Source organism: Collinsella sp. TM06-3, from assembly GCF_003436395.1.
Lineage (GTDB): Bacteria > Actinomycetota > Coriobacteriia > Coriobacteriales > Coriobacteriaceae > Collinsella.
In genome coordinates this window covers 1-12,221 of the sequence record NZ_QSPG01000021.1, presented here as the reverse complement: position 1 = coordinate 12,221, position 12,221 = coordinate 1, and the positions used below count along the sequence as shown (strand labels likewise).

Annotated in this window: 7 protein-coding genes; 3 read left to right on the top strand and 4 right to left on the bottom strand. The window is 60.5% G+C overall.

Annotated features, from left to right (window positions below):
• Nucleotides 1-297: 297 nt before the first annotated feature.
• The 3 genes from glgP to galE form a co-directional block, all read right to left on the bottom strand.
• Nucleotides 298-2,565: a glycogen/starch/alpha-glucan family phosphorylase gene (gene glgP / locus DXD56_RS08095; protein WP_117640834.1), complete on the bottom strand. Its 2,268-nt coding sequence runs from the start codon at nucleotides 2,563-2,565 to the stop codon at nucleotides 298-300.
• Between the two features lie 128 nt (nucleotides 2,566-2,693).
• The gene (gene malQ, locus DXD56_RS08090; RefSeq protein WP_233524968.1) at nucleotides 2,694-4,211 is read right to left on the bottom strand and encodes a 4-alpha-glucanotransferase; all 1,518 of its coding nucleotides are present in this window, start codon (nucleotides 4,209-4,211) and stop codon (nucleotides 2,694-2,696) included.
• A 209-nt stretch (nucleotides 4,212-4,420) separates the two neighbouring features.
• The gene (gene galE / locus DXD56_RS08085; protein WP_117640832.1) at nucleotides 4,421-5,482 is read right to left on the bottom strand and encodes a UDP-glucose 4-epimerase GalE; all 1,062 of its coding nucleotides are present in this window, start codon (nucleotides 5,480-5,482) and stop codon (nucleotides 4,421-4,423) included.
• A gap of 268 nt (nucleotides 5,483-5,750) precedes the next feature.
• On the opposite strand from galE, the gene DXD56_RS08080 reads away from it, so the two are divergent.
• Nucleotides 5,751-6,956, top strand: a complete 1,206-nt coding sequence (locus DXD56_RS08080; protein WP_117640831.1) for a hypothetical protein — start codon at nucleotides 5,751-5,753, stop codon at nucleotides 6,954-6,956.
• 217 nt (nucleotides 6,957-7,173) lie between these two features.
• Here DXD56_RS08080 and murB read toward each other — a convergent pair whose 3' ends face one another.
• Nucleotides 7,174-8,136 (bottom strand): UDP-N-acetylmuramate dehydrogenase, encoded by a 963-nt coding sequence (murB, locus tag DXD56_RS08075; protein WP_117640830.1) that lies wholly within the window; start codon nucleotides 8,134-8,136, stop codon nucleotides 7,174-7,176.
• A 240-nt stretch (nucleotides 8,137-8,376) separates the two neighbouring features.
• Here murB and DXD56_RS08070 point away from each other — a divergent pair, with 240 nt between their 5' ends.
• On the top strand, nucleotides 8,377-9,405 hold the full coding sequence (locus DXD56_RS08070; protein WP_117640829.1) for a LacI family DNA-binding transcriptional regulator: 1,029 nt from the start codon (nucleotides 8,377-8,379) through the stop codon (nucleotides 9,403-9,405).
• A 204-nt stretch (nucleotides 9,406-9,609) separates the two neighbouring features.
• Nucleotides 9,610-12,138 carry a phosphoketolase gene (locus tag DXD56_RS08065; protein ID WP_117640828.1) on the top strand — a complete coding sequence of 843 codons (2,529 nt, stop codon included), beginning with the start codon at nucleotides 9,610-9,612 and terminating at the stop codon, nucleotides 12,136-12,138.
• Nucleotides 12,139-12,221 lie beyond the last annotated feature (83 nt).

The following is a 12,221-nucleotide window of genomic DNA, read 5'->3' as shown; positions in this document are numbered from 1 at the left end:
GGCCGATTTCGGACGTTAGATGTTACAGATCGAGACGGTTCCGCTGAGCTAACCATTTCATCTAAATCTGTAACACCAAAGGCGAATTACACCTGCTAGATGTTACAGATTGAGATAAACCCAAGGGGAGGGGCCGGTATGTCTCAATCTGTAACGGCTGGGACCGTTTTGGTTGAGTAATTGCTACGGATCGAGATTGTTTGGCCGAGTCGGATCACAGGGTAACGTGCGGGCACAAAAAGCGGAGCCGTGTTGCCACGACTCCGTTTCTCAAGAGGGTGGGTAAGGGAAGCGAAATTAGTTCAGGTGCCAGATCTCGTCGTTGTACTGGGAGATGGTGCGGTCGGACGAGAAGGTGCCAGCGTTGGCGATATTGATGAGCGCCTTGCGCATCCAGGCGTCCTGGTCCTCGTAGTCGGCCAGTACGCGCTCCTTGGTCTGGATGTACTCCTCAATGTCGAGCAGGGCCATAAACCAGTCCTTGCCCTTAATGTCGTCGTGCAGGCGCTGCAGGCGCTCGGCGTTGCCGGTCGCCATAAAGGCGGGGTTGGTGATAAAGTCCACCAGCAGCTTGATACCGGGCTTGCGGTAGAGTGCGCTGGCGTTATAGCTGCCGTCGGCGTAGAGCTGCTCGACCTGTTTGGACGAGGCACCAAAGGTATAGATGTTCTCGTCGCCCACGAGCTCGGCAATCTCCACGTTGGCGCCGTCGAGCGTGCACAGGGTTAGGGCGCCGTTGAGCATGAACTTCATGTTGGAGGTGCCGCTCGCCTCCTTGGAGGCCAGGCTGATCTGCTCGGAGATGTCGGCGGCGGGGATCACGCGCTCGGCGGCGGTGACGTTGTAGTTCTCGATCATGACAACCTGCAGGTAGGGAGCCACGTCGGGGTCGTTTGCAATCCACTGCGACAGCGTCAGGATCAGATGGATGATGTCCTGCGCGATAGTGTAGGCAGGGGCCGCCTTGCCGCCAAAGATGATGGTGACGGGGTGCTTAGGCTTATTGCCGTTCTTGATGTCGAGATACTTCCAGATTATGTAGAGCGCGAGCATCTGCTGGCGCTTGTACTCGTGGATACGCTTGACCTGAACATCGATGATGGCGTTGGATGGGATCGTCACGCCCTGTTCGAGCGCCATGAACTGGCGCATGATGGCCTTGGCCTCGGTCTTGGTGGCGGCCAGGCGCTCAAGAACATTCTTGTCGTCGGCGAACTTGGCGAGTTTGCTCAGATCGCCGGTGCTGCGCCAGTCGGTGCCGATCACATCGTCGAGCAGGCTGGCGAGCGCGGGGTTGGCCCCATGGATCCAGCGGCGGAAGGTGATGCCGTTGGTCTTGTTGGAGAACTTCTCGGGATAGATCTCGTAGAACGGATGAAGCTCGGTGTCCTCCAGAATCTTGGTGTGGAGGGCGGCTACACCGTTGATGGAGAAGCCAAAGTGGATGTCCATGTGGGCCATGTGGACGGTGTCGTGCTCGTCAATGATGGCGACGCGCGGGTCATCGTGCTCGGCTTTCGCGATCTCATCGAGCTTGACGATAATGTCGGCGATGGCAGGGGAGACCTTCTGCAGGCTAACGAGCGGCCACTTCTCGAGCGCCTCGGCAAGAATCGTGTGGTTAGTGTAGGCGACCATGGAGCGTACGATGGTCACGGCCTCGTCAAACTCGATGCCATGCTCGGTGGTGAGCAAGCGAATGAGCTCGGGGATGACCATGGCGGGGTGCGTGTCGTTAATTTGGACCACGGCGTAGTCGGCCAGATCGTGCAGGTTGCTGCCGCGCTCGATGGCCTCGTCGATCAGGAGCTGGGCGGCGTTGCTCACCATGAAGTATTCCTGGTAGATGCGAAGCAGGCGGCCCTGCTCGTCGGAATCGTCGGGGTAGAGGAACAAGGTGAGGTTCTTGGCGATCTCTGTCTTGTCGAAGTCGATGGAGCTGCCGGGGACCAGGCCGTCGTCGACGCTCGCCAGGTCGAACAGGCGCAGACGGTTCTTGGTGGGCTGGCCGTAACCGGGCACGTCGATGTTGACGAGCTTGGAGGTAACGGCAAAATCGCCGAACTCGACGGTGTAGGAGCGGTCGTCGTCGACTAGGATGTCCTGCTCACCGAGCCACTCGTCGGGGACGGCCTTCTGCTGGTTGTCGACAAAGCGCTGACGGAACAGGCCGTAGTGATAGTTGAGGCCCACGCCATCGCCGGTCAAGCCCAGCGTGGCGATGGAATCCAGGAAGCATGCGGCCAGGCGGCCCAGGCCGCCGTTGCCGAGCGACGGCTCGACCTCGAACTCCTCGATCTTGTTGAGGTCGTGGCCTGCGGCGGTGAGCTGGTCCTTAACCTCGTCGTAGATGCCGAGGTCGATCATGTTGTTGATGAGCAGCTTGCCGATCAAAAATTCGGCGGAAATGTAATAGAGCTTTTTCTTGCCGTTGTTGAGCGGGCAGGCGGCGGAGCGCTCCTGCACGAGTTTGACCAGCAGCTTGTAAATGCGACGGTCGTCGAGCTGCTCGAGCGAGGTGCCAAAAGACTGCTCGGCGAGTTCCATGAGGTTAATTTGGGGCATGTTTCCTCCTGTAATGGGTTGATTACATGTCTGCAATTCATAAGAATCCCGCGCGAGGGGATTGGGGTGGCCTCGCGCGGGTAAGCAAGCGCGTCCGCACGGTGGGGAGGGGTCGGGCGCGGTAGCTCCTATTGAGGAAGCTCGATTTCGGCTTCCGACGGGATGCGGAAGTAGGTCTCGGTCCAGTCGGTGAGTTTGTGCTCGAGCTCGCGGGTGATGGCGCCGTCGAGCATGCGCCAGGTCCAGTTGCCGCCCAGCGTGGCAGGGGTGTTGATGCGCGCCTCGTTGCCCAAGTTGAGCAGGTCCTGCATGGTGTAGATGCACGTGTCGCTCACGCTGGCTGCGATGGTTCGGTTGAGCGCGTCGGCGATGGGTTCGCCGGCCTGCTGATGGGTGTACAGGGCTGTCTGCTCGCGCTGACGCGGGGTAGCCGTTCCTTCAAACCAGCCGCGTGCCGTCTCGTTGTCGTGAGTGCCCACGTAGGCGACGGTGTTGGCAATGTAGTTGTGCGGCAGGTAGTACGAGTTGGTGCCCTCAAAGGCAAACTGCAGGATCTTCATGCCGGGGAAGCCCGAGTTGTCGCGCATATCGATGACGCCGGGGGTGAGGAAGCCCAGGTCCTCGGCGATGATGGGCAGCGTGCCGAGCTTTTCCTCGAGTGTCTTGAAGAGCTTGAGGCCGGGACCCTGCGTCCACGAACCGTAGGACGAATCAGGCGAGGAGAACGGCACCTCCCAATAGGCCTCGAAGCCGCGGAAGTGATCCAGGCGGATGACGTCGTACATGTCGAGGGCGGCGCGAATGCGGCCCTCCCACCAGGAGAAGCCGTCGGCCTCCATGGCGTCCCAGTCGTAGATGGGGTTGCTCCAGTACTGGCCGGTGGCCGAGAACTGGTCGGGCGGCGTGCCGGCGACGCTCACGGGATTGCCGGCGGCGTCGATCTTAAAGAGCTCAGGTGTCGCCCACATCTCGACGGAGTCACGCGAGACATAGATGGGCAGGTCGCCGATGATGAGAATGTCGCGCTCGTTGGCATAGGCCTTGAGGCGGCTCCACTGGCGATCGAAGAAGTACTGCGTCATCTGGTGGTAGAGCATACGCGCCGGATGGTCGGCGCAGACCTTGGCGGAAGCCTCGCCGCGGGTGCGGAGCTCCGCGGGCCACTCCCAAAACGCCTTGAGACCGCACTCCTCTTTGACGGTCATGAACTCACAGTAGGGGATGAGCCAGTCCTCGTTGGCCTGGATAAAGTCATCGAAATCGGCCGGCTTGTCGGCAGCAAAGCGCTCGGCGGCGCGGTCGAGAATCTGACGGCGGCCGCCAAAGATGGCACCGTAGTCGACATTGCTGGGGTCGGATCCCAGATACACGCCATCGATATCGCGCTGCTCCAGATACCCTGCCTCGATAAGCTCGGCAAAGTCGATAAAGTTGGGGTTGCCTGCGCGGGCCGAGAACGACTGATAAGGCGAATCGCCATAGCTGGTCGTCGTAAGGGGCAGAATCTGCCAGTAATGTTGTTTGCACGAGGCGAGAAAATCGACGAAGTCGTAGGCATTCCAGCCAAAGCCGCCGATTCCGTATGGTCCGGGCAGAGATGAGACGGGCATGAGGACGCCGCTTGCACGCTCCATGAATGCGCTCACCAACCTTCTTGTTGTGGGGTCGGCCTGCCGATGGGTGTGCAGTCCGCCTCCGATGTTCTGATTCGATACGCCTATTGTAAAACATGTTGTTTAAACATGTACAGGCAAGATAAAAAAGTTGGTCGATTTTCGGCGAATGGCTACATGCCATGAAAAAAGCCCCGACCTCACAACGTGAGATCGGGGCAAGAACGGTATGTAGGTTTTTGCTACTCGGCGTCGGCGAAGCCGTTGGGGTTGTGGCTCTGCCAGTTCCAGCTATCGCGGCACATGTCCGCGATGTCGTACTGGGCCTTCCAGCCCATCATGCGCTCGGCCTTTGAGGCATCGCACCAGTTGGCAGCGATGTCGCCGGCGCGGCGCTCGCGGATCACGTAGGGCAGCTCCTTGCCACAAGCCTTGGAGAAGGCGGCGATGACCTCGAGTACCGAGGTGCCGGTGCCGGTGCCCAGGTTAAAGATCTCGACGCCGGTTTTGCCGTTCATCCAGTTAAGGGCGGCAACGTGACCAGAGGCCAGATCGCACACGTGGATGTAGTCGCGCACGCCGGTGCCGTCGGGGGTGGGGTAGTCGTTGCCAAAGACCTGAACGGCCTCGAGCTTGCCCACGGCGACCTGGGCGACATAGGGCACCAGGTTGTTGGGGATGCCCTTGGGGTCCTCGCCGATCAGGCCCGACGGATGAGCGCCGATGGGGTTGAAGTAACGGAGCAGCACGACGTCCCACTCGGGGTCGGCGGTGTGGACGTCCATGAGGATCTGCTCAATCATCCACTTGGTCCAACCATAGGGGTTGGTCGCGGGCTTCTTGGGGTCCTCTTCGGTGACGGGCGGATTGTCCGGATCGCCGTAGACGGTCGAAGAGCTCGAGAAGATGATGGACTTACAACCGTGGTTGCGCATGACATCGATGAGCACCAGGGTGTTCTCGATATTGTTGTGGTAGTACTCGACGGGCTTGCTCACCGACTCGCCAACGGCCTTAAAGCCGGCGAAGTGGATGACACGGTCGATCTGGTGGGTATCGAAGATCTTGTTCATCGCATCGCGGTCGAGCACGTTGGCCTCGTAGAAGGTGAGGTTCTTGGCGGCCTCGTCGCCCACGATGGTCTTGACGCGGTCGATGGCAACGGCGCTGGAGTTGGAGAGGTCATCGACGACGACAACCTGGTAGCCACCCTCGAGCAGCTGAACGACGGTATGCGAGCCAATAAAGCCGGCGCCGCCGGTAACGAGGACGCAGGTGTCTTTGGGGTCGAGTGCTTTGGACATGTAGTCTCCTATCGAATCAGGAACACTTCTTGAGGGGAGTATAGCGCAGCTGGGGGCGCCCAAAACACGCGGGGCAGGAAAACCAGAGGATTGATGTTAACGTACTCATAGGGTGTTATTTGCATAATCCTTACCTTTGGTGTGGGGCGTATTTGCGAGCCGCTGACCATGCTTTTCCAGCCGTTCGTGGAAATAGTTGGGACAGGCGCGATGTGCGTTAATATGTTTGAGTTGAGCGACATATAAATAAGCATGTAACGGAGTACATATGTCACCGAACAACGATTCCATTTTTTCGCAGGAGCTTTCGCGCCGCACTGCCCTTAAGGCTCTTTTCGGCGCCGCTTCCGCGGCTGTTCTTTTTGGCCTGCCCGCCCGCGCCCATGCGGTTGAGGCCAGCCAAGAAACCACCGACAAACTAAATGCCGCCCAGGCCCAGCTCGACGAGGTCCAGGCCCAGCTCGACAGCATCGCCAATGAGTACGCGACGCTCGCCAACAAGAATGCCCAGACCCTCAGCGATATCGAAGGCGTGCAGGGCCAGATTGACGAGACGCAGGCTCAGATCGACACCAAGAAGACCGAGCTCAAAAAGAAGCGCGGCGACCTTTCCGATCGCGTTGCCGCCAGCTACAAGTCGGGCGGCACCAACATCCTGTCGCTGCTACTGGCTTCGGGCTCATTTGAGGAGCTCGTCGCCAACGCGCATTACGTCGAGAAGATCAACAAGAGCGACCGTGACGCCATTGAGGACATCCAGACCATCCAGAAAGAACTCGATACACAGAAGTCCGAGCTCGAGTCGCAAAAGGCCGACTTGGAGAAGCTCAAGGACCAGCAGACTGCTCAGATGCAGGACATGCAGGCCAAGCAGCAGGAGGTCCAGACGGTTCTGAACGGCCTCTCCGACGATGTCAAGGAGCTCATGGCCCAGCGTGATTCCGAGATTCTCGCTGCCGCCCAGGCAGAGGAGGCTGCCAGGAAGGCTGCCGCTGCCGCGGCCGCCGCAAACAAGAACAATTCCTCTTCGGGCGGTTCGAGCTCGGGCGGCGGCTCGTATGCCGGCGGCACCCCGCAGCAGAATGCCGGCTCGGGCAAGCAGCAGGCTGTCGTCAACGCATGCTACTCCACGCCTTCGCCTGGCCTGAACTGGTGCGCTGCCTGGGTTACCAACGTGTTCCGCAACGCCGGCGTGGGCTACTTTGGCGGCAACGCGTGCGACATGTTTAACGCCTGGTGCTACAGCTCCGATCGTTCGGCGCTGCAGGTGGGCATGATCGTGGCCGACTCGTCGCACAGCGGAACCGGTACGCCGGGTCTGCTGTACGGACACGTGGGCATCTATGTTGGCGGCGGCATCGTTATGAGCAACGAGGGCGCCATTACGTCTAAGTCACTTGATGCGTTTATTCGGTTCTACGGCACTGGCTCTGGCGTGCGCTGGGGCTGGCTCGGCGGTATTGCGCTGTCGTAAAGCCGACTGGGCCGCGTGCCCGCCCGCAATATATTTGATTGCCTGCTCGGGCAGTCCTGCGCAAGACGAAGGCCACGTTAAGTGGCCTTCTTTGCGTGCGGAACTCGCGATCAATCAAATATATTGCGGGCGGGCACGCGGCCCTCTCGGGTCCTGAGCGCGACTCACCGGACTGGTTGTCTGATATAAAAAGAAGGCCCCTTTCGGGGCCTTCTTTTTATAGGAATTCGCCGACTCGGTGGACTTCGGGTTCTAGGTCTACTCCGAATTGGTTTTTGACGGTTGCTTGGATGTGGCGGATGAGTTCGTCGACGTTGGCGGCGGTGGCGTGATCGGCGTTGACGATAAAGCCGCAGTGCTTTTCACTCACCTGCGCACCGCCAACGGCATGGCCGCGCAGGCCGGCGTCCATGATGAGCTTGCCGGCAAAATAGCCCTCGGGGCGCTTGAAGGTGGAGCCGGCGCTCGGCATGTCGAGCGGCTGCTTGTCCTCGCGGCGTTGGCGGTAGTCATCCATGTCGGCCTTGATCATCGCGGCGTTGCCCGGGGCGAGATTGAAGGTGGCCGAAAGCACGATAAAGCCGTCGTCGGCAATGCGGCTCTTACGATAGCCCAGGTTGAGCTCATCGACATCGAACTCAATGATATTGCCGCTGCCGCGGGTACCGTCGTCGAGCTGGCGAGCAGGTTTGTAGACGCGCACGGACTCCAAAACATCGGCCATGCAGGCGCCGTAGGCACCGGCGTTCATGTAGCAGGCGCCGCCGACCGAGCCGGGGATGCCCGAGATGGGCTCCATGCCGGTAAGACTAGCCTCGGCTGCCGCTGCCGCTACGTCCGAGAGCAGCGCGCCGGCTGCTGCCGTAACATGCGTGCCGTCGACGGTGATGTTAGAGAGGCCTTCGCCCAGCGCCACGACGACGCCGCGGATGCCCTTGTCGCCGACGAGCAGGTCGGAGCCGTTGCCCACGATGGTGAGCGGCAGATCGCAGCGGTAGCAGGTATCGAGCGTGGCAACGAGTCCCTGCTCGGTGTCGGGCGTGACAAAGACGTCGGCCGGGCCGCCGATCTTAAACGTGGTGTGCTCGCGCATGGGCTCGCTCATGAGCACGTTGTCCTCGCCGGCAACGCCAGCGAGTGCGCAGAGCAGGTCCTCGTTAAAAAAGTCATTCTCGTGCATACGTATATCCGCCTTATGGTGGTCGTTTTCATCAATCGAATGCAATATACCCCACCCGGATGGATTTGGTGCAAAGCAACCTGACCCCAATGCATCACATGGTGCAAAGGGGTCAGGTTGCTTTGCACCAATCGCGGCGATAAAACAGCCGTCTACCGGATTGGTAAAGTGTTTATCATCGAGGTAGAGGGACGGTCGCTATACTTTCAAGAGATTGCGCGAATACTCGGAAGGAGCGAGATGGGCAACAAAGTTACTCTCAAGCAGATTGCCCAGGAGGTGGGGCTTTCCCCCTCGTCGGTCTCGCTTGTTCTCAACAACCGGCCTTGTCGCATCTCGGAAGAAAACCGCAAGCGCATCAAAGAGGTCGCGGCGCGCAACCACTATGTTCCCAACCAGATCGCGCGCAGCCTGGTCATGCGCGAGTCGCGCACGCTAGGCCTTATCGTTCCCAACATCGAGAGCCGATTTTTTGCCTCGCTCGCTGGCAGTCTGGAAAAGCGCTGCCGCGAGGACGGCTACGCGCTCTTTATTACCAGCTCGGGTGGAAGCGCCGAGGACGATCTAGAGCTCCTGCGCCAGCTGGTGACGCGCGGCGTCGATGGTGTGTTCTTGGTCGTGGGCGACGAATTCTCGGACGACCGCGCTTTGCGCGAAGAAGTCAGCCATCTGCCCATCCCGGCGGTAATGGTTGACCGTGCCATTGAGGGACTCGAGTGCGACAAGGTGATGTTCGACCACGAGATGGGCGGCTATATGGCCACCCGCTATTTGATCGAGCAAGGCCACCGTCGTATTGCCTGCTTGGTTAATGCGCGCCGCTCCAATACGGGTCGCAAACGACTTGCCGGCTATGAGCGTGCGCTGCGCGAGGTGGGGCTGCCCATCGATGCGCGCTTGGAGTTCGAGAGTGAGTATTACATTCCGAGTGCCTACGAGGCCTCGGAGGCGGTGCTCGCAACTGACGCCACTGCTGTGTTCGCAAGCTCGGACAACATTGCGCTGGGTCTGCTCAAGCGCCTGCACGAGATGGGAAAGAGCATTCCGGGCGATATCTCGGTGGTGAGCTATGATAACTCGGCGGCCGACGTTCTCTTTGAGCCGGCGTTGACCGCGATCGAGCAGGACCCCGGCGTGCTCGCCGAGCATGCTTTTGGCTGCATGTCCAAGCGTCTTGCCGGTAGGGGCGGCAGGCGTGCCGAAGAGGTCGTTCTGGAGCCGGCGCTTATCGTTAAGGACAGCGTGCTCGAGCTTACTAAACACAACTAAACACGTTTATCAATTCATGCAGATTGAATGTGGAGTACCTGTGACAGACAATGCCGCAGGTGAATGTCTGCTTTTGCCTGTCCATATGGCAAATCAGGATGCTAAAACGTTTTTTCACCATGATAAAACGTTTTAGCAAATATACTAGTCCCAACGAAAGGTTGCCGTATCGGAAGGCGACCGCGCAGCGAAGGGACATAAACAATGGCTAAAACACTGGGAACGCCGTGGCAAAAACTGGGACATGAGGTTCCCGCTTCCGAGCTCGAGGGTGTCGACCTGTATTGGCGCGCCTCGAACTACCTGTCCGTCGGCCAGATTTACCTTCGCTCCAACCCGCTGATGCGCAGCGACTTTGTCGACGAGAAGACCGGCGAGACGCGCGATTTTGGTCGTCCGGACGTTAAGCACCGTCTGGTCGGTCACTGGGGCACCACGCCCGGCATCAACTTCCTGTTCGGTCATGTCAACCGCCTCATCGCCGATCACAACCAGAACGCCATTTTCTTGATGGGCCCGGGCCACGGTGGCCCCGCAGGCACCGCCCAGTCGCTGCTCGATGGCACCTACCGTGAGATCCGCCCCGACATCACCAATGACGAGGCCGGCCTGCAGAAGTTCTTCCGCCAGTTCTCCTATCCCGGCGGCATCCCGAGCCACTTTGCGCCCGAGACGCCCGGTTCCATCCACGAGGGCGGCGAGCTCGGCTACACGCTCAGCCACGCCTACGGCGCCGTCATGGACAACCCGAGCCTGCTGGCCGTGGCCGTGGTGGGCGACGGTGAGTCCGAGACCGGTCCGCTTGCCACCTCTTGGCAGTCCAACAAGCTCGTGAACCCGGCAACCGACGGCATCGTCCTGCCAATCCTGCACCTCAACGGCTACAAGATCGCCAACCCCACCATCCTCGCCCGCGTGTCCGACGAGGAGCTCACCAAGTTCTTTGAGGGCATGGGCTACAAGCCGCACTTCTTTGTCGCCGGCTTTGACGACGAGAGCCACGCGAGCATCCATGCGCGTTTCGCTGCCTTGTTTGAGCAGGTCTTTGACGAGATCTGCGACATCAAGGCCACCGCGCGGGCCCAGGCCGCCGCAGGCGAGACCGTGGTCCGTCCGGCCTACCCCATGATTGTGTTCCGTACTCCCAAGGGTTGGACTTGCCCCAAGCACATCGACGGCAAGAAGACCGAGGACTCCTGGCGCGCCCATCAGGTGCCGCTGGCGAGTGCCAAGGACACTCACGAGCACTTCCGCGTGCTGCGCGAGTGGCTGCGCTCCTATAAGCCCGAGGAGCTCTTTACGCCCGAGGGCCAGGTACGCCCCGAGGTGACGGCCTTTATGCCGACCGGCGAGCTGCGTATCGGCGCCAATCCCAACGCGAACGGCGGCAAGGTGCGTCGCGAGCTCGAGCTGCCCGATATTCATGCCCACGAGGTCCCCGTCGACACTAATGGTCACGGCTGGGGCTCCACCGAGGCCGCTCGCGTCTTTGGTGAGTACACTGCCGACGTTCTGGCCAAGAACATGGACGATTTCCGCATCTTCGGTCCCGACGAGACCGCGTCTAACCGCCTGCAGGCCGCCTACAAGGTGACCAAGAAGCAGTGGGATGCCGGCTTCTACGAGGACGAGGCCAACGACGAGCTGCTGGCCGGCTCCGGTAAGGTCGTCGAGCAGCTGTCCGAGCACCAGTGCGAGGGCTTCCTCGAGGCCTACGTGCTCACCGGCCGCTCCGGCGTGTGGAGCTCCTACGAGAGCTTTGTGCACGTGGTCGATTCCATGGTCAACCAGCACTGCAAGTGGCTCGAGGCCACCAAGCGCGAGATTCCGTGGCGTGCCCCCATCAGCGGCCTCAACATTTTGCTGTCGAGCCATGTTTGGCGTCAGGACCACAACGGCTTCTCGCACCAGGACCCCGGCTTTATCGACCTGCTGCTCAACAAGGCCAACGACACGCATATCGTGAATGCTTACTATCCGGCCGACGCCAACATGGCCCTCGCTGTGGCCGAGCGCGTCTATCAGTCCACCGACTGCGTCAACGCCATCTTCTGCGGCAAGCAGCCCGCCCCGACCTTCCAGACGGTCGACGAGGCAAAGGCCGAGCTCGCCGAGGGCGTCGCGACTTGGAAGTGGGCATCGACCGCTGGTTCACTCGCCGAGGCCGACGTCGTGGTTGCGACCTGCGGTGACGTGCCGACGCTTGAGGCCCTGGCTGCAACCGATATGCTGCGCGAGCTAGGCATTAAGGTGTGGTTCGTTAACGTGGTCGATCTGCTCAAGATTCAGAACGTCTGCGAGAACGACCAGGCCATCAGCGATGAGCGCTGGGCTGAGCTGTTCGGCTGCGGTGAGAAGCCCGTGCTCTTCGCATTCCACGCCTATGCCGGCACGATTCGCCGCCTGATCTGGAACCGCCCCGGCCACGACGCCTTCCGCGTCCACGGCTACGAGGAGAAGGGCTCCACGACCACGCCGTTCGACATGCTGCGTCTGAACAACATGGACCGCTGGGCCCTGGCCGCCGACGTGCTGCGCATGGTCGACGCCGACAAGTTTGCAGAGCAGATTGACGAGTGGGAGGCATTCCGCACCGAGGCCTTTGAGTTCGCGTGCGACGAGGGCTTCGATCACCCGGCCTTTACCGACTGGGTCTGGCCCGACGCTGCAGCTGCAACTGCCGCCGACGGTACGCTCTCCGCAACGCAGATGACCGCAGGCGACAACGAGTAGGTAGGCATCCGGGACGGTCTCGCGCTGGGGCCGCCTCCGGGCCGGCGCCCTTCCTCGGAGAAGTGGGCTTCGCGAACTTCTCC

Bases quoted from the DNA above. Each gene is read 5' to 3' on its own strand.
- glgP (WP_117640834.1), bottom strand. From the start codon at position 2,565: ATGCCCCAAATTAACCTCATGGAACTCGCCGAGCAGTCTTTTGGCACC.
- galE (WP_117640832.1), bottom strand. From the start codon at position 5,482: ATGTCCAAAGCACTCGACCCCAAAGACACCTGCGTCCTCGTTACCGGC.
- DXD56_RS08070 (WP_117640829.1), top strand. From the start codon at position 8,377: ATGGGCAACAAAGTTACTCTCAAGCAGATTGCCCAGGAGGTGGGGCTT.
- DXD56_RS08065 (WP_117640828.1), top strand. From the start codon at position 9,610: ATGGCTAAAACACTGGGAACGCCGTGGCAAAAACTGGGACATGAGGTT.
- murB (WP_117640830.1), bottom strand. From the start codon at position 8,136: ATGCACGAGAATGACTTTTTTAACGAGGACCTGCTCTGCGCACTCGCT.
- DXD56_RS08080 (WP_117640831.1), top strand. From the start codon at position 5,751: ATGTCACCGAACAACGATTCCATTTTTTCGCAGGAGCTTTCGCGCCGC.